The organism is Streptomyces tibetensis, from assembly GCF_040647715.1.
GTDB lineage: Bacteria > Actinomycetota > Actinomycetes > Streptomycetales > Streptomycetaceae > Streptomyces > Streptomyces tibetensis_A.
The window spans coordinates 600,805-618,400 of record NZ_JBEZCR010000001.1 but is presented as its reverse complement, the minus strand read 5'-3'; the positions used below and the strand labels follow the sequence as shown (position 1 = coordinate 618,400).

The window sequence follows — 17,596 nt, the reverse complement described above, 5'->3', positions numbered from 1 at the left end:
TGCGGTAGTGCCCGTCAGGGCGTTCTCGGTCGTGGTCCGGCTGTGTGCCGGTCGTCAGCTCGTGCGGAGGTACTGCGGTGCCGGTGGTTCCGAGTTCTTCGCATCCTTGCCCAGAGTCGCCGACAGCCATCGGTCGTACGAGGCCTGCCAGCCGTTCGCGGTGTCCTTGCGGTAGTCGACCAGGATCTGGTTGACCCGGCGTACCAGGTCGTCCGCGTTCTTCTTCATCGCCACGCCGTAGTACTCGGCAGTGAAGGCGTCGCCCTTGAGCTCGACCGTCGGATCCTGTGCCGCCTGGCTCGCCGCGAGGGCGCCGTCGGTGACCACGGCGTCGACCTCGCCGAGCTGGAGCCGCACCAGGCAGTCGAGTTGGTTCGGGACCGTGATCGATATGTCGGTGTCGGCGGGCAGTTCGCCCGCCTTCTGGTCCGCTTCCAGCGTGGAGTACGCCGTGGAACCGGCCGCGGTGCAGACCTTGCGGCCCGCGAGTGTGTCGTCGTAGCCCTTGACGGGCGAGGACTTGGGGGCGAGGACCTGCTGGCCCGTCTTGAAGTAGGGCGCGGAGAAGGCCACGTCCTGGATGCGGTCGCAGTTGATCGTCATCGTGCGGACGACCATGTCCACGCTGCCGTCCTGGATCGCCGGGATGCGCTGGTTGGTGGGGATCGCCTTGAACTGGACGGCGTCCGGGTCGCCGAGGATGTCCTCGGCGATGCGGTGGACCAGGTCGATGTCGAAGCCCTCGAGCTCGGCGGCCTCGCCGCTGTTGGGATTGCGGTAGCCCCACCGGTAGCTGTTCTGGTCGACGCCGACGACCAGTTTGCGCTTCCCGCCCTCGCGGTCCTTGATCTTCCGGATGGTGTCGCCGTCGGCGGAGGAAGGGGAGAGCGTCTGCTTCTCGGGGGCCTCGCAGTCCTTCTTCGCCTCGGTCTCGGCGGTGTAGGTGGTCGCGGTGGTGTTCCGGGCGGTGCTCGTGGTCGTGGTGAGCGGCAGGCACAGGGCCACCAGCGCCACCAGGGCGCAGACGACTGCCATCGCGGTCACTCCGCCCCAGCCCCTGAGCGTGTCTCGCACGGTCGTTCCTCCCTTCGCCCCTGGCCCGTTCACCGGTACTCCGACAGTCTGCGGCCGATGCCCACGACCGCGCCCGCGGCGCCCAGCACCGCCAGTACGGCCACACCCGCCGGCATGCCGGTCAGCGCGTCACGGCCGTCGCCCGCCGCGCGCTTGAACTCCGTCTCCTCGTGCGCGAGTGCCGTGCGCAGGTTCTCGTCGACGCTGTCGAAGCACTCGCCGGTCGCGTCCTTGGTGCCGATGACCCGTTCCAGCGCCTGCTGGTAGTTGCCGTTCTCGTCCTCGTCACGGGCCGCGGTGTGGCGCTTCTTCCACTCCTGCATGTTGTCCACGGCGGCGGTGACGGGGCGCTCGCCCGACGTGTCGTCGGCGAGCTTCTCGGCTGCCGCCAGGTGGGTGGCGAGGGCCTTGATGTCCGTGCCGAAGTCGTAGTCGTAGGCGTCGTACGTCCTGTCGCCGACCTTCTTCGTCTCCGCGCCGCGGGCCACCAGGGTGAGATTCTCGTTGCCCCGGGCCTTGAGGGAGGCGATGCGCGCGTCGTGCAGCACGTTCAGGGAGCGGACGCCGTGGTCGAAGGAGTCGTTCAGGCCCGCGCGGGCGAGGGTGTGGCCGACGACCAGCCAGAGGAGGACGACCGTGGCGGTGGCGGTGGCGGCCACCAGGCCGTGGTTCAGGACCCTGTTCGTCCGCCGGTAGTTGCGGTGCTGGGCCCAGGCGAGGGCCGCCAGGGCGGCGACGCCGAGGGCGATGGCCGCCCAGGGGTAGGGCGTGGCGGCCGCGTAGTCCGCGCTGAGGCGCTGGTTCTCCTTCTTGTAGAGGTCCTCCGCCGCCGGGAGCATCTGCTCCTGCATCTTCTCGTTGGCGTAGCGGAGGTAGGCGCCGCCGACGGGGAAGCCCTGCCGGTTGTACGTCCGGGCGCGCTCCACCAGGCCCTTGTACTCCGGGAGGAGTCGGTTGAGCTTGGCGATCGTCGCCGTGGAGGGGGAGCCCGGGTCGGCGTTCGCGGCGGCGTTGACGAGCTTCTCCGCGGCCGTGCGGATGTCCCGCTCGTAGCGGTCGCGGGTGGCGGCCGATTCCTGGCCGCCGGCGAGGAAGCCGCTGGAGGCTGCGGTGTTGGCGTCCGCGAGGGAGCGGTAGATGTCGGCGGCGTCCGAGCTGAGGGGCTGGCTGCGGGTGAGGACGTCGTCGGCCGCGGCCGCGCGGTCGGTCATCTGCCAGGCGGTGACGGCGCCGAAGGCGATGACGAGGAGGGCCAGCAGGGCGCCGATGATGCGCAGGCGGCCGGGCTCGGTGGTGGCGGCGGAGCGGAGCTGGTCGATGCCCTCGGCGAACGCGGTGCGGCGGGGGGCTGTCGGGGGGGTCGGGGGTGCGGGAGCGTTTTCGGGGGGCCGGGCGGGGGGCGCTGCCTGTGCCGGGACCGCCGGCAGGACGGGCAGGGCAGGGCCTTGTGGTGGCGGGCTGCTCTTCGGCATGTGCGTCACTGTGACCTCCCCCGTGGTCATCCGTCGCCGCAAGTATCGCTGCCGGGACCGACATCCGCACCGGCCTTGCCCTGATCTTGATCGGATCGCAGCGTGGCGCGCCACCCCCCGAGGCGCGCCACCCTCTGTCCAGGAACACGTACGGAGGGTGGGTTCGGTTCCCGTGGGGTGGTGGGGATGCGTGCGGCACCCCGTTGCGCCGGGCTGCGCACCCACCCGGCCTCAGCGGTAACCGCCCTTGCTGCTCACACGCCGTAGTACCGCCGCAACCGCCCCTGTGCCTCCTCGCCCGAGCCCACCCTGTCCAGGCCCAGCAGTGCCGCGCCCAGCACCGGGCTGGCCGTCACCACCTGGGGGACCGCCTTGGGCGCGCGGTCGGTCAGCAAGTGTTCGATGTGGTCGTTCAGTTGGGCGTGCCGGGCCGACAGGACGCCGCCGCCCAGGAGGACCGCAGTCGGCTCGTGCAGGAGGTCCAGGCGGGTCAGGGCGACCACCGCCATGGAGACCACCTCCTCCGCCTGGCGTTCCACGATCGTGCGGGCGATCGGGTCGCCGTCGGCGGCCGTGGCGAAGAGGACCGGGGTCAGTTCGTGACGCCGGAGCGTCGGGATGTGCTCCAGGTGGAGCTGTTCGACGAGGGCGTACACGGAGGGCAGGCCGAAGTGGGCGGGGAGGGTGCGGGACAGGGCGGTGGGCGCACCGCGGCCGTCCTCCGCCCGGCAGGCGTGCCAGAGGGCCTCCTCGGACAGGCCCCAGCCGCCGCCCCAGTCGCCGGAGATCCTGCCCAGTGCCGGGAAGCGGGCGGTGCGGCCGTCGGGGCGCATGCCCACGCAGTTGATGCCGGCGCCGCAGACGACCGCGACCCCCCGGGGTTCGGTGACACCGGCCCGCAGGATCGCGAAGGTGTCGTTGCGGACCGTCACCGTCGTGCCCCAGGCCCGTGCCCGCAGTGCAGTGGCCAACCGGTCCTCCTCCACGGGGAAGTCGGCGTTCGCCAGGCATGCCGAGACGTGGGTGACCGAGGGGAGTCCGGCGGTGGTGAGGGCCCTCGTCACCGTTTCGGCGAGGGCGTCCATCGCCGTGTCGACGCCGACGGCCGGGGGACGGAATCCGCCTCCGCGTGCCGTGGCGAGGACGTCCCCGTCCGCCGTGACGATCGCGACGTCCGTCTTGCTGTTGCCCGCGTCGATGGCGAGGACTCGTGCGGTCAGGCCCACGCGAGGTGCTCCCGGTTGTGTGCGATCAGCCGGTCGGTGAGCGTCTCGGCGTACGCGTACTGGCCGACGAGGGGGTGGCAGAGGAGGGCGCGGAGGACGCGGTCCCTGCCGCCGTGCAGGGCGGCCTGGAGGGCCAGGTCCTCGTAGGCCGTGACGTGGGCCATCAGGCCCGCGTGGAGCGGGTCGACGGGCTGTACGGGAAGGGGGGACGCGCCCTTGGCCCCCACGGCCGCCTGGACCTCGATCACCGCGTCGTCGGGGAGGAAGGGGAGCGTGCCCCGGTTGTACGTGTTCACCACCTGGTACGGCGTACCGCCGCCGCCCAGCAGGGCCGCCGCGAGGTCCACCGCCGCCTCCGAGTAGTAGGCACCGCCCCGCTCGGCGAGCAGCTCCGGCTTTTCGTCCAGGGCCGGATCGGCGTACATCGTGAGCAGTTGTCGCTCCATCGCCGCCACTTCGGCCGCCCGGGACGGCTTGGTTCCCAGTTCCCGTACGACCTCGTCGTGCGCGTAGTAGTAGCGCAGGTAGTAGGAGGGGATCACGCCCAGGGTGTCCAGCAGGGGGCGGGGCAGACGGAGGTCGGCGGCGATCGTGTCGCCGTGCTCGCCCAGCAGTTCCGGCAGGACGTCCTCGCCCTCCGGGCCGCCGAGGCGTACGGCCGTCTCCCAGGTGAGGTGGTTCAGGCCCACGTGGTCCAGGTGGATCGCGGCAGGGTCTGTGGACAGCAGGGCCGCGACCTTGCGCTGCAGGCCGATCGCCACGTTGCACAGGCCCACCGCCTTGTGGCCCGCCCGGAGCAGGGCACGGGTCACGATGCCCACCGGGTTCGTGAAGTCGATGATCCAGGCGTGGGGGTTGGTGCGGCGGACGCGGTCCGCGATGTCCAGGACGACCGGGACCGTGCGCAGGGCCTTGGCCAGGCCGCCGGCGCCGGTGGTCTCCTGGCCCACGCAGCCGCATTCCAGGGGCCAGGTCTCGTCCTGCTGACGGGCCGCCTGGCCGCCGACGCGCAGTTGGAGGAGGACCGCGTCCGCGCCGTCCACCGCCTCGTCGAGGTCGTTCGTCGTGGTGATGCGGCCCGCGTGGTCCTGGCGGGTGAAGATGCGCCTCGCCAGGCCCCCGACCAGGTCGAGACGGTCCTGGGCCGGGTCCATGAGGACCAGTTCCTCGACGGGCAGGGTGTCCCTCAGGCGGGCGAAGCCATCGACGAGTTCGGGGGTGTAGGTCGAGCCTCCGCCGACCACGGTGAGTTTCATGTTCAACCCTTTACTCCGGTGAGCGTGACACCCTCGACGAACGCCTTCTGGGCGAAGAAGAACACGAGGATCACGGGGGCCATGACCAGCACGGTGGCGGCCATGGTGAGGTTCCAGTCGGTGTGGTGTGCGCCCTTGAACGACTCCAGGCCGTAGGAGAGCGTCCAGGCGCCCGGGTTCTCCGAGGCGTAGATCTGGGGGCCGAAGTAGTCGTTCCACGCGGAGAAGAACTGGAAGAGCGCCACCGCGGCAATGCCCGGTCTGGCCATCGGGAGAACGACCGTGAGGAGGGTGCGCACCTCGCCGCAGCCGTCGACCCGCGCCGCGTCCAGGTACTCGTCGGGGATCGTGGTGAGGAACTGGCGCAGCAGGAAGACGGAGAACGCGTCGCCGAACGCCATGGGGATGATCAGCGGCCAGAGCGTGCCGGACAGGTCCAGCTGCTTCGCCCAGAAGAGGTACATCGGGATGACGATCACCTGCGGCGGCAGCATCATCATCGAGATGACCAGCATCAGGGCCAGGTTGCGGCCCCGGAAGCGGAACTTGGCCAGGGCGTAGGCCACGGGGATCGAGGTGACGACCGTGAGGACCGTGCCCAGGCCCGCGTAGACCAGGGTGTTCTTCCACCAGGTGAGGAAGCCGGGGGTGTCGAAGACCTTGGCGTAGTTGCCCCACTCCCAGGTGTGCGGGACCAGGTCGCGGCTGAGCGCCTGGCTGTCGCTCATGAGGGAGGTGAGGAGGACGAAGACGAACGGGAGGGTGAAGAAGAGGGCCGCCGCGATGCCGAGGGAGTGGACCGCGATCCACTCCAGCAGGGCCCTGCGGTGGGCCGTGCGTTCCGCCGGCGACGGGGGTGCCTTCAGCTCCAGAGGTTTGTCGAGTACCTGCGTCATCGTTCACCTGCCTGGATCAGGCCGCCCCGGCGGCGCATCAGGAGGGCCGTGAAGGCCATGGAGAGGACGAAGAGGACCAGGGCGACCACACAGGCCGAGCCGTAGTCGAAGCGCTGGAAGCCCAGGTTGTAGACGAGTTGGGGGAGGGTGAGGGTCGACTTGTCGGGGTAGCCGGGCTCGAACTGCGTTCCCGCGCCCTGGATCACGCCCGAGGCGACCTTTCCGGCGATCAGCGGCTGGGCGTAGTACTGCATCGTCTGGATCACTCCCGTGACGATCGCGAACATGACGATCGGCGAGATGTTCGGGAGCGTGACGTAGCGCAAGCGCTGCCAGGGGCTCGCTCCGTCCAGTTCCGCCGCCTCGTACTGCTCCTTCGGCACGTCGAGCAGGGCCGCCATGAAGATGACCATCAGGTCGCCGATGCCCCACAGGGCCAGCAGGGTCAGGGCCGGCTTGGACCAGGTGGGGTCGTTGAACCAGCCGGGGGTGGGCAGGCCGGCCTTCTCCAGGAGCGAGTTGACCGGGCCCGTACCGGGGTTGAGGAGGAACGCGAAGGCCATCGTGGCCGCCACGGGCGGGGCCAGGTACGGCAGGTAGAAGAGGGTGCGGAAGACGCCCGTGGCCGTCTTGATCCTGGTGATGAGCAGGCCCACGCCCAGGCCGAAGGCGACCCGGAGCGCGACCATGACGACGACCAGCCACAGGGTGTTGCGCAGGGCGGGCCAGAAGAGGGGGTAGTGCTCGAAGACGTACACCCAGTTCTTCGTGCCGCTCCACACGGGCGGCCTGAAGCCGTCGTAGTGCATGAAGGAGAAGTAGACGGTGGAGAGCAGGGGATAGGCGAAGAAGACCGTGAAGCCGATCAGCCAGGGGGAGAGGAAGGCGAGGGTGCGCAGGGTCGAGCGGCGGTGTTTCGCCCGCAGTGTGGGGGTGGTCATGGCCTACTTCGCCTGCGCGATGTCCGTGTCGATCTGCCGGGCCGTTTCCCGCAGGCCCTTCTTCAGGTCGGTCGCCTTGCCGCTCTCGTAGTCGTAGCCGAACTCCTGGATCGTGGTGAGGTAGACACCGCCGTTGACGGAGGCGGGGGCCGTGGTGGAGTCCGGGTTCGCGGCGATCTCCAGGAACGTCTTGAAGCGCGGGTCGTACGTCAGCTTCGGGGACTTCAGGGCCGCCAGCGTCGAGGGCACGTTGTGGATGGCGTTGGAGAAGTTCACCACCGCGTCCGTGTTCGTGCTGATGTACTTCACCAGCTCCCAGGCGGCGTTCTGCTTCTTGCTGGTCGCCGCGATCCCGGCGATGGTGCCGGTGATGTAGCCCTTGCCGTACTGGTCGGCCCGGTCGTCGGGGACGGGCAGCGGGGCGACGCCGATGTCGAAGTTCGGCTTGGCGGCCAGGGCCATGCCCAGGCGCCACTCCCCGTCGAGCTGCATGGCGACCTGGCCGGTGTGGAAGGGGTGCTTGGGGCCCCACTCGTCGCCGAGCGTGGAGCGGTAGGTCTCCAGCTTGCGGTAGCCGCCCAGTTCGTCGACCAGCTTCTTCTGGACCGTGAAGGCCTGGGCGAACGCGGGGTCCTTGCCGACGTTCGACTTGCCGTCCTTGTCGAAGTACGTGGGGGAGAACTGACCGAGGTAGTGCTCGGTGGTGGTCTCCCAGCCGTGGTAGTCCGGCATGAAGCCGAGCTGCTTGTAGGTGTCGCCCTGGGGGATCGTCAGCTTCTCGGCGTCCCTGGTGAATTCCGACCAGGTCTTCGGCGGGGCGGTGATGCCGGCCTTCTCGAACGCCGTCTTGTTGTAGTAGAGGCCGTAGGCGTCGCCCAGCAGGGGGACCGCGCAGCGGTCGCCGTCGAACTGGGTGTACTCGTTCATCGCCTTCGGGAAGGTCTGCTGCGGGTCGATGCCCGACTTCTCGAAGAACGGGTTGAGATCCACCAGCGCGCCCGAGGAGCAGAACTTCCCGACGCTGTTGGTGGTGAACGACGAGATCACGTCCGGGGCCTTGGCGCCGCCGGTGCGCAGGGCCTGGTTCATCTTGTCGTCCGTCATGTTGCCGACGACGTCGACGTGGATGTTGGGGTGCGCCTTCTCGAATCCGGCGACCAGGTCCTTGACGGCCTTCACCTCCGAGGGCGCGCTCCAGGCGTGCCAGAAGGTGAGGGTCGTCTCCTTGGACGCGTCGTCGCTCGCGCCCGCGTCCGACTGGCCGGTGCAGGCCGTGGCGAGGAGGGCGAGGGAGGCGGAGGCGACGAGAGCGAACGTCGCTTTTCTGGATGTTCCGGGCATGGCAGAGCTCCCTGAGGCACGGGGGAAAGGGATTACCGGGGGGAGGGGGTGGGGCGGTGTGAGTGGTGCAGGAGGGGGCGGCCTTCGTCGGCCGGCCTGAGTCGGCCGGCCTGAGCCGGTCGGTCTGAGTGGGTGGACCGGGTCGGCCTGAGTCGGTCGACCTGAGTCGGTTCAGCGGGAGGTGTCGAAGACCTCGTCGCGGGTGGTCGCGAGCGCGCTCTCCAGCGCGCCGCGCAGCACGGGGTGTTCACGGACGTCGCCCACGACCAGACGCGGGCGGGACGCGGCCAGCTCTTCCAGTTCGGCCTGGACGAGGGCGCGCAGCGGCTCGCCGCCCGAGGTGAGGACGGCGCCGCTCAGCACGACGAGCTCGGGGTCGAGGACCGAGACCAGCGAGGCCAGACCGGTGGCCAGCCGGGTCGCATACGTGTGCAGGAGCTGCCGGTGGGCGTCGTCGCCGGCCTGTGCGGCCCTGGCCACCAGCTCGGCGGCGGCCTCGGCGTACGGCCCGGGCGGGACGTCCTCGATGCCGAGTTCGCGGGCCAGGCGCGGGACGGCCTGGGAACCGGCCAGCTCCTGGTAGCCACCGCTGTTGGCCTTGGTGACCTGGCGGACCAGGGGCGTGCCCGGCACCGGCAGGAAGCCGACCTCGCCGGCGCCACCGGTCCAGCCGCGGTGCAGTCGGCCGCCCAGGACCAGGGCGGCGCCCAAGCCCTCCTGGTTCCACAGCAGCACGAAGTCCGCGTGGCCCCGGGCCGCTCCGAGACGCTGCTCGGCGAGCGCGGCCAGGTTGACGTCGTTCTCGTACTCGAACGGCATCGGCAGGGCGGCGGCGATCTCCTCCAGCAGGGTGGGGGAGTGCCAGCCGGGGAGGTGGGAGGCGTAGCGCAGCCGGCCCGTGGTGGGGTCGAAGGCGCCGGGGGTTCCGATGACGAGACGGTGGATGTCGTCCCGGGCGAGTCCGGCCGCCTTCACCGCGCCGTCCAGGGCGTCGGTGACCTGCTGGACGACCGGGATGCCGGTGCGCCTGCCGGGGGTGGGCAGCTCGTGGCGGCCGATCGTGCGGCCGGTGATGTCGGCGACCGCGGCGAGGATGCGCTGGGGGGTGACGTCGAGCCCGGCGGCGTGACCGGCCGCGGGGTTGACCTCGTAGAGCTGGGCGCTCGGGCCGGGCCGGCCTTCGGTGGTGCCGGTGGCCAGGACGAGACCCGCCGCCTCCAGACGGGCCAGGAGCTGGGAGGCGGTCGGCTTGGACAGGCCGGTGAGCTTGCCGATCCGGGTGCGGGACAGCGGTCCGTGCTCCAGCAGCAGGTCCAGGGCGGCCCGGTCGTTCATGGCGCGCAGGACGCGCGGGGTGCCCGGCGTGCCGGCGGTTCCTGCCATGCGTGTCCACACCTGCCCTTCGGCTGCTCAGCTTCTCAGTGATCGGGCGGGGAAGTCCATCAAGGGGCCACTCCCTCGGATCACTGTTAGGAAAGTTTCCTATCGATGGGAGGAAGGTAGGCCTGGTGCCCGGCGGCGTCAAGAGGGGACGGCCTGTCGTCATCCGGACATGCGAGAGGGCGGTGTCCGGCAGAACCGGACACCGCCCTCCGCGTCAGGGTGTGCGCTGCTACTTCGTGGTGCTCGTCGGCGTCGGCGGCGCGAGCGGGGACGCCGCCGCGGACTGCGGGGACGACGCGTTCGCGTACACCGACGGCGCGGCCATGCCCGCCGTCGGGTCGGCGGGCTGCTCCTCCACCGGGGCCGTGGCGCCGCCGACGATCCGGATGTCCGCGGCGTCGAAGGCCCGCTTCACGCGCCAGCGCAGCTCGCGCTCCACGGTCAGGGACTTGCCGGGCATGGTCTTGGCCGTGACGCGCACGACCATCGAGTCCAGCAGCACGCTGTCCAGGCCGAGCACCTCGATCGGGCCCCACAGCAGTTCGTTCCAGGGCTCCTCGGCGCTCATCTTCTCGGCGACCTCGTCCAGGGTGGCCTTCACCTTGTCCAGGTCCTCGCCGGCGTGGACGGTGACGTCGACATTGGCGGTGGCCCAGCCCTGCGAGAGGTTGCCGATGCGCTTGACCTCGCCGTTGCGGACGTACCAGATCTCGCCGCCGTCGCCGCGCAGCTTGGTCACGCGCAGGCCCACCTCGATCACCTCACCGGAGGCGACGCCGGCGTCGATCGTGTCGCCGACGCCGTACTGGTCCTCCAGGATCATGAAGACGCCGGACAGGAAGTCCGTGACCAGGTTGCGCGCGCCGAAACCGATCGCCACACCGGCGACACCGGCCGAGGCCAGCAGCGGGGCGAGGTTGATGTTGAACGCGGAGAGGATCATCAGGGCCGCGGTGCCCACGATCAGGAAGCTGGCGACCGAGCGCAGCACCGAGCCGATCGCCTGGGAGCGCTGACGGCGGCGTTCCAGGTTGACCAGCAGGCCGCCCAGAGGCGTGCTGTCCACCGTCTGCTCGGTGCGGCTCATCCTGTCTATGAGCTTGGTGATCGCCCGGCGCACCGCGACGCGCAGCACCACCGCTATCACCACGATCAGCAGGACCTGCAGTCCGATCGCGAGCCACGTCGACCAGTTCTGCTCCACCCACCCGGCGGCGTTCGTCGCGCTCTCCTGGGCGTCCTGGAGTGAAGGCACTCTCGGCGACGGGGTCTCCGAGGGGGTCGGCGACGGTGACGGGTCGGCGGCCGACAGGACGGAGTCCGCGAGGGACAGGAACACGGCAGGTACCTCCAGGTGCAGCGGTCTGCCCCGGCGCGGTGGTTCTGGGGGGCCAAGGTCACGGCTGGGTCACCGAAGGGGCAGAACCACCACACTAACGGGGCATTGTGTGTGCTTCGGCGGGATGTGTGAAGGAGAGACCGTGCTCACCTGGGCTTGAACAGGCCATGATCCGGGGGATGAATGGGATGTGGTCGAAAACACTCCCAGCCCGTTACGGGGACATGGTGGCGCTTCCACCAGGCATGAGGGGAGACTGGCTACGAATCGTCCCGGCGCGAGCCACGCGCCGCCGGCGTCCAAGGAGGCATCCGTGCCGCATGTCCTGGTCCTCAACGCGTCGTACGAGCCGCTAGGTGTCGTACCGCTCCGCCGCGCGCTCGTCCTCGTCCTCGAGAACAAGGCCGTCTGCCTCGAGGAGTCCGGCGCCTATCTGCACAGCGCGACCGTCACAGTCCCCGCACCCAGCGTGGTCCGGCTCAAGCGATTCGTCCGGGTTCCCTATCGGGGGCCCGTTCCTCTGACCCGCCGGGCGCTGTTCGCCCGCGACGGGGGCCGGTGCATGTACTGCGGTGGCGTCGCAACCAGCGTCGACCACGTCATCCCGCGCAGCCGCGGGGGCAAGCACGTCTGGGACAACGTGGTGGCGTCCTGCCGTCGCTGCAACCACGTGAAGGCGGACCGGCACCTCTTCGAGATCGGCTGGCGGCTGCGCCACAAACCCGCTCCGCCGTCCGGCCTGGCCTGGCGCATCATCGGGACCGGCCATAGGGACCCGCGCTGGCTGCCGTACTTGCAGCCGTACGGCGCGGAGGACGCCATGGCCCGGATCGACGGCATTTCCGCCTGACGAGATCCGGGCCTTCGTGTTGCCGAACGCGCGGTGAGCCGGCCCCGGGAGTCCCCTGTTCCCCCGGGGTCGGCCGGTCATGGGCCGCCTCACCCCTCCCGCGTCAGGCGTACCGCAGTTCCCCCGGCCGCACCGTGCGGCCCAGCAGTGGCAGCGAGGTCGCCGCGGCGAGCAGGCAGGCGGCGTAGACGGCGACGGGCACCAGGGCCGCCGCCCAGGGGAACGGACCATGGGCGAGCGGCGCGTACCAGGCGGCGACGGCCGTCCCGCCCAGGCCCGCGACCAGCACCGCGGGTGCCAGCGGCAGCGCCGTCTCCAGCAGCAGGGCCCGGCCGAGCACCACGCGCGGCACCCCGGCGGCGACCTGCGCGGCCAGACCGCGGCGGCGGGTGGCCAGGGACTCGGCGGTGCCGACGGCGAGGCCCGACAGCGTGATCGCGAAGGCGACCGCGAGGGCGGCGCCGGTGAGGTCGAGGCCGGTGAGGTAGTAATCCGCTGTCCCGGTGAGCTGTTCGTCGGTGCGCACGCTGTCGAGGATCACCTCCCGCACGCCCATGAAGCCGCCCCCGGCGATCGTCACGAGCAGCACCGCCGCGTGGGTACGGGCAGCGGCCCACGGGTCGTCGCGCAGCCGCTCCGCCGCGATCAGGGTCGCCGCAGAGCGGGCCCGGCCCGCCAGGACCCGTCCGGTCACCTTGGCCATGGCCCCGGAGAGCCACACCGCGCCCGCGCCGGCCGCGAGGACCACGCCCACCATCGTCAGCGGCGGTCCGGCGTACGGCCGGTTGGCGGCGGCCGAGGACGTGCCGAGCACGGCGAACAGCGTCACCACCCCGACCAGTACGACCCCCGCGAGGAACAGCAGCCCGGGCCCCCGCCCGGTACGCGGCCCGACCCTGCGCACCCAGCCCAGCGGCGAGGCCACCACCCGGCGCAGGGCCAGCGCGCCCGCCGCCGCGCCCAGCAGCGGTACGCCGGCCGCGACCAGCACGATCCCCACCCAGGCCAGGGCGGTGGGCCGGTCCCACAGGCGCAGCAGGAACAGCACGGAGAAGACGGTGGCGACCGATGAGCCCAGCAGGCAGGCCAGGCCGGTCTCCAGCGCGGCGATCCGCCGCACCTGCCAGGGTGCCGCCCCGGCCAGCCGCAGCCCCGCCAGCCGTCGGTCGCGGTGCACCGCACCGATGCGGGCGCACTGGCCGAGGAACCCGAGCACCGGCACGAGCAGGAGCATCAGGCCGGCGATCACACCGGACCGGGTGCCGGGCTGGTCCAGCAGGCCCGCGGCCACGGGCACGTTGTACTGGCCGCGCAGCGACGCCAGGGCGACGGCGGCCAGTGCGAACCCGGTCGCGAGCGCCGCACCGGTCGCCGTCAGGGTCACGCGCCACCACTCGCCGCGGTCGGAACCCCGGGTGAGGTCCCAGGCCAGCCGCAGATCGGCTCTCAGCGATGTCATGCCGTCACCCCCAGCGCCACCACGGCCCCGTCCCGCAGCTGGACCTCGCGGTCCGCGTACGCGGCCACCTGGGCGTCGTGCGTGATCAGCAGGACGGTTGTGCCCGACTCGCGGGCCGTGTGGACGAGGGCCGTCATGACCTGCTCACCGGCCAGGGAGTCCAGCGCGCCCGTCGGCTCGTCGGCGAAGACCACCCTCGGCCCGGTGACCAGGGCCCGGGCCAGCGCGGCCCGCTGCGCCTGGCCGCCGCTCAGCTCGCCCGGCCGCAGGTCCTCCTGGCCCCGCACCCCGAACCGCTCCAGCCACTCCCCGGCCCGGGCCCGCGCCTCGGCCCGGCCGGTGCCCGCCAGCAGCAGGGGCAGGGCGGCGTTGTCCAGGACCGTCAGCTCGGGGATGAGCTGGCCGAACTGGAACACCACGCCGAACTCGGTGCGCCGCAGCTCGCTCAGCCGCTTCTCGGGCAGGTCCTCCAGCCGCCGGCCGTCGTAGGTCACCGAGCCCGCGTCCGGGCGGACGATGCCGGCCAGGCAGTGCAGCAGCGTCGACTTGCCGCTGCCGCTCGCGCCGGTCACGGCGAGGATCTCGCCGGCGTGCAGCTCGACCGACGCGCCGCGCAGGGCGGGGGTCCGGCCGTGCGCCTTGGTGAGACCGGCGGCCGTGAGAAGGGGCACGGGTCTGCTCATGCTGCGTCGACCTCCGCGGTCAGGGTGGTGAGCCGGGCCGCCGTGGTGTTCATCCAGCGGAGGTCGGCGTCGAGGTGGTTGAGGGCGTAGTCCGCCGAGAGCACGGTCGCCAGATCTGCTCCCCGGGCGGCCTTGACCGCCGTGAGCTCCCGCATCCGCTCCATGTGCGCGGCACGCTGGGCGCTCAGGTACCGGGCCGGGTCACCGCCGGAGAGGATCGCGACCACGACCTTGGCGAAGATCTCGTTCGCCACGAAGGGCGCGGGCGGTGCGATCTCCCCCGCCCACCGGGCCAGTTCCCGGGTCCCCTCGTCGGTCGCCCGGTACGCCGTGCGCTCCGGGCCGCCGTCCGAGCCGGTGCCCTCGACCTCGGCGAGGCCGTCCCGCACGAGGCGCTGCAGGGTCGTGTAGACCTGCCCGTAGGCCAGCGGGCGGGCCTGCGGGAAGCGTTCGTCGTGGCGTCGCTTGAGGTCGTAGCCATGGCTGGGACCCGTCGCGAGCAGGCCCAGCAGGATGTGGCGGGTGCTCATGGCGATCATTATGTACTGAGTATATGTACTGAGTGAATAGCGGGCGCCGAGGAACTTCCTCAGCCGATCACCGGGAGCTCACTCCGAGACGGCGTACGCCTCCGCCGACCACAGCGAATAGCCGTACTGCGTCGCCCGCTTGTCGCCCTGTACGCGCACGAAACGCACGTCCCGTTCGTCCATGGGGACGCTCTCCCGGCCGCCCCCGCTGTTCCGCACGGTGGCGGCGGTGCGCCAGCGGCGGCCGTCCGGGGAGACCTGGACGCGGTACGCCGAGGGGTGGGCGTCCTGCCAGTGCAGCGCGAGCCGGCCGAGCCGCGCCGGGCGGGCCAGCTCGACCTGCCACCAGGCGCCGTCGTCGACCGGCGAGGACCAGCGCGTCCGCGGATCGCCGTCGTTCGCCGCCGATGCGGGGAAGTCGGGCGTCTCGTCGCCCGAGGAACGGGCGGTGCCGGAGCGGGCCAGGTCGGGGCCGCCGGTGGGCGGGACGGCGCGGACGGCGAGTGTGCGGTCCGCTCCCGCGAACCCCAGCCGGACCTCGTACGACCGCATCGGGGCACCGCGCTCGACGGTCACCTCCACGGGGACCTCCACCGTCGCGCCGCGCCGCACGGTCAGTTCGCCCTTCGGCACCCTGACCCGGACGCCCTCGGGCGCCTCGGCGGTGAGCCTGCCGCGGGCGTCGGCGGGGCGCAGCGACCCGAGCCGGGCGGTCAGCCGCTCGGTGCGGCCGGTCTCGACGTCCGCCCGGTCACGGGGCAGACCGAGGGAGGCGGCGGGAGTCCCGCCGAACCAGGGGATGAGGTGGTGGACGCGGGAAGGGTCGGGGCCGGTGACCCGCAGGGCGTCGGCGCGTTCCGCCGACCGCACTTCGGTCGCCCCGGACCCGTCCAGCCGGCCCGCCTCCCGCCAGCCCCGCCCCGGAACGTGCACCTCGACGGCTCCCTCGGTGCCCGGCTCCGTCAGGGCCGTCACGGCGGTCAGCGCCCGCGCCCGCGGGAAGCGCAGGGTACGGCCGTCCCCGGGATTGCGGGGCGGCTCGTGGTCGATGCCCGACCAGGCCGCGTACGACTTCTGCGCCCGGCGCAGGAAGGGGTCCAGCACGTCCGTGCCGACCTCGACCGGCGCCGACTCCAGCCGGGCCCGCAGCGCGCCGAGCCTGCGGTACGCGCTCCAGGCCGCCGCCGCGTCCCCGGTGTGCTGCGCGTCCAGCATGCCGAGCGCGGCCGTGCCCGCCTCGCCGTACGAAGCCAGCTGGTGAGCCCAGGGGGCGACCTCGGAGCCGAGCCCGGTTCCCGACAGCCGCGCGGGCAGCTCGCGCAGCACGGTGAAGGCCTCGCGCAGCCGCCGGGTGGCCTCGCGGCCGGTCGCGGTTCCGGCCGCCGTGCGGGACGCCCAGTACGCCTCGGTCAGCGGACGCAGATACGCCGACTCCCCGTCGTCCAGCACCGACGAGGCGTCGTTGCCGGCGAGCGCGGCCAGGGCCTGCTCGCGGCTGCGGTCCCCGCCCGCGAGGTCGGCGATCGCGGCGCGCCAGGACTCGCCGGGCCGGTAGGCACGCGGGTTCCAGGCGAAGTCGGCGGCGGTGAACAGTGGGATGCGGGACGCCTCCGGCTGCTGCATCGCGTTGGCCAGCAGGGCGGCCGAACCGGTCGCGACGGCCGGCTCACGGCCCCGGTACGGGCCGAGGAAGAGGCGGCCGGGCTCGTAGTCGTTGACCGGATAGTTGTCCATGGTGACCAGCGGATGCCCGAACGCCTCGCGCGCATCGGCCAGTTCGCCGCCCGTGATGGTGCGGGGCACCACCCCGACACCCGTCCACGCCACCTCGACCGGCGCGGCCAGCTCGCTCGCCAGTGCCCGCCGGTAGTCGGTCGTGCCGTCCTCGTAGTACTCGGTCGGCATCAGCGACAGGCCCGCTGCGCCCGGGTGCCGCCGCGCCAGATGCCGGGCCACCTCGTTCGCCACCCGGGCCTGCGCCCGCGCCGCCGCCTCGGGGCCGGAGCCGAACCGGTCGGCGTCCTCCCCGCAGTGCCACTCGCTGTAACTGACGTCCTGGAACTGGAGCTGGAACGCCCGGAACCCCAGCGCCCACATCGCGTCCAGCTTGCGCGTCAGCGCCCGCACGTCGGCGTCCGAGGCGAAGCACATCGCCTGGCCCGGGGCCACCGCCCAGCCCAGCGAGACGTGGTTGCGGCGCGCCCGCTCGGCCAGCTCCCGGAACCGGGCCCGCTGCGCGGCAGGGTAGGGCTCACGCCAGCGAGCCTGCCGGTACAGGTCCTCCCCGGGGGCGTACAGATAGCGGTTCTGCTTGGTGCGCCCCATGAAGTCGAGCTGCGCCAGCCGCTGCCCCTGCGTCCAGGCGGTGCCCCAGAAGCCCTCGGTGATGCCGCGTACGGCGGTGCCGGGCCAGTCGCGGACGACGGCGGACGCGATCGTTCGGTCGGGCCGCAGAAGCTGCCGCAGCGTCTGGACGGCGTGGAAGAGACCGTCCTCGCCGGTGCCGGTGAGGGAGATGCCGCCCTGGCCGACGGACAGCTCGTAGCCCCCGGAGGGCAATGCGTGGCGGTCGCCCGGGCGAACGGGCTCCGTGCGGGCGTGCACGACCAGGGCGCCCGGGCCGGGCGTGTCCGTGATCCGGCGCGCCCCGGCGCGCCGCAGCAGCTCGCGCAGGACTTCCACCGCATGGGGGTCCTCCCCCCTGCTCGAGCGAATCCGAGAGCTTGAGGGAGGACCCGCCTGCCCGTCGGTGATCAGGGCGACCTCGTCGGGCACCGCGACCGGGGCGTCGTTCGCGCGCAGCGACTGCGGGCGGGGCCAGACGGAGAGGTCCTCTCCGGCGGTGTCGGGGGCCGGCGTCGCTGTCGTGCCCGGGGGAGAGGGAGCCGCCAGGGCGGCGGGCGGGGCGACGAGGCTCCCGGCGACGACGGCGACCGCGAGGGCCACGGTCCGCTTCCCACGCCGCAGTGCCACAGGCCCCCTCCAGATGCGTTCGCCCGGCGGAACGAGCCCACCATCCGTCCGGTGAGGGTGTCAACGAGAGTGGCCGTTGTGACTGAAATGCCGGAATCTTGACTGTGTGGGAGGAAGCGGAATGTGAGCAGAAGCACGATGTCGGGTCCGGGGCGTCTGCCTTCGCGTCGACT

The 17,596-nt window shown here is 72.1% G+C and carries 14 protein-coding genes; 1 reads left to right on the top strand and 13 read right to left on the bottom strand.

What is annotated here, in order from left to right; translation table 11 throughout:
- Positions 1-54: 54 nt before the first annotated feature.
- The 9 genes from AB0B29_RS02760 to AB0B29_RS02720 form a co-directional block, all read right to left on the bottom strand.
- The gene (locus tag AB0B29_RS02760; protein WP_436845783.1) at positions 55-1,044 is read right to left on the bottom strand and encodes a glutamate ABC transporter substrate-binding protein; all 990 of its coding nucleotides are present in this window, start codon (positions 1,042-1,044) and stop codon (positions 55-57) included.
- Positions 1,045-1,103: 59 nt separating this feature from the next.
- Positions 1,104-2,546 (bottom strand): hypothetical protein, encoded by a 1,443-nt coding sequence (locus AB0B29_RS02755; RefSeq protein ID WP_436845770.1) that lies wholly within the window; start codon positions 2,544-2,546, stop codon positions 1,104-1,106.
- A 254-nt stretch (positions 2,547-2,800) separates the two neighbouring features.
- Positions 2,801-3,772, bottom strand: a complete 972-nt coding sequence (locus AB0B29_RS02750; protein WP_362232999.1) for an N-acetylglucosamine kinase — start codon at positions 3,770-3,772, stop codon at positions 2,801-2,803.
- Positions 3,763-5,028, bottom strand: coding sequence for a 6-phospho-beta-glucosidase (locus tag AB0B29_RS02745; RefSeq protein ID WP_362232997.1), 1,266 nt, complete (start codon positions 5,026-5,028; stop codon positions 3,763-3,765). The genes AB0B29_RS02750 and AB0B29_RS02745 overlap by 10 nt, the downstream gene beginning before the upstream one ends.
- Positions 5,029-5,030: 2 nt before the next feature.
- On the bottom strand, positions 5,031-5,924 hold the full coding sequence (locus AB0B29_RS02740) for a carbohydrate ABC transporter permease (RefSeq protein ID WP_362232995.1): 894 nt from the start codon (positions 5,922-5,924) through the stop codon (positions 5,031-5,033).
- Complete coding sequence (locus tag AB0B29_RS02735; RefSeq protein WP_362232992.1) at positions 5,921-6,865, bottom strand: carbohydrate ABC transporter permease; 945 nt, start codon at positions 6,863-6,865, stop codon at positions 5,921-5,923. The genes AB0B29_RS02740 and AB0B29_RS02735 overlap by 4 nt, the downstream gene beginning before the upstream one ends.
- Before the next feature lie 3 nt (positions 6,866-6,868).
- Entirely contained in the window at positions 6,869-8,206 is a 1,338-nt protein-coding gene (locus AB0B29_RS02730) for an ABC transporter substrate-binding protein (protein WP_362232990.1), read from the bottom strand.
- Positions 8,207-8,377: 171 nt separating this feature from the next.
- Positions 8,378-9,589 (bottom strand): ROK family transcriptional regulator, encoded by a 1,212-nt coding sequence (locus tag AB0B29_RS02725; protein WP_362232988.1) that lies wholly within the window; start codon positions 9,587-9,589, stop codon positions 8,378-8,380.
- Between the two features lie 229 nt (positions 9,590-9,818).
- Positions 9,819-10,928, bottom strand: a complete 1,110-nt coding sequence (locus AB0B29_RS02720; RefSeq protein ID WP_436845769.1) for a mechanosensitive ion channel family protein — start codon at positions 10,926-10,928, stop codon at positions 9,819-9,821.
- 313 nt (positions 10,929-11,241) lie between these two features.
- On the opposite strand from AB0B29_RS02720, the gene AB0B29_RS02715 reads away from it, so the two are divergent.
- Complete coding sequence (locus tag AB0B29_RS02715) at positions 11,242-11,778, top strand: HNH endonuclease (RefSeq protein WP_033314199.1); 537 nt, start codon at positions 11,242-11,244, stop codon at positions 11,776-11,778.
- Between the two features lie 103 nt (positions 11,779-11,881).
- Here AB0B29_RS02715 and AB0B29_RS02710 read toward each other — a convergent pair whose 3' ends face one another.
- The 4 genes from AB0B29_RS02710 to AB0B29_RS02695 form a co-directional block, all read right to left on the bottom strand.
- A complete protein-coding gene (locus AB0B29_RS02710; RefSeq protein ID WP_362232986.1) occupies positions 11,882-13,237 on the bottom strand; it encodes an FtsX-like permease family protein in 1,356 nt (451 codons plus the stop codon).
- Complete coding sequence (locus AB0B29_RS02705) at positions 13,234-13,920, bottom strand: ABC transporter ATP-binding protein (protein ID WP_362232983.1); 687 nt, start codon at positions 13,918-13,920, stop codon at positions 13,234-13,236. Before AB0B29_RS02705 ends, AB0B29_RS02710 begins: the two co-directional genes overlap by 4 nt.
- A complete protein-coding gene (locus tag AB0B29_RS02700) occupies positions 13,917-14,450 on the bottom strand; it encodes a PadR family transcriptional regulator (protein WP_362232981.1) in 534 nt (177 codons plus the stop codon). The genes AB0B29_RS02705 and AB0B29_RS02700 overlap by 4 nt, the downstream gene beginning before the upstream one ends.
- Before the next feature lie 78 nt (positions 14,451-14,528).
- Positions 14,529-17,423 carry a beta-N-acetylglucosaminidase domain-containing protein gene (locus AB0B29_RS02695; protein ID WP_362232978.1) on the bottom strand — a complete coding sequence of 965 codons (2,895 nt, stop codon included), beginning with the start codon at positions 17,421-17,423 and terminating at the stop codon, positions 14,529-14,531.
- Positions 17,424-17,596: the final 173 nt, after the last annotated feature.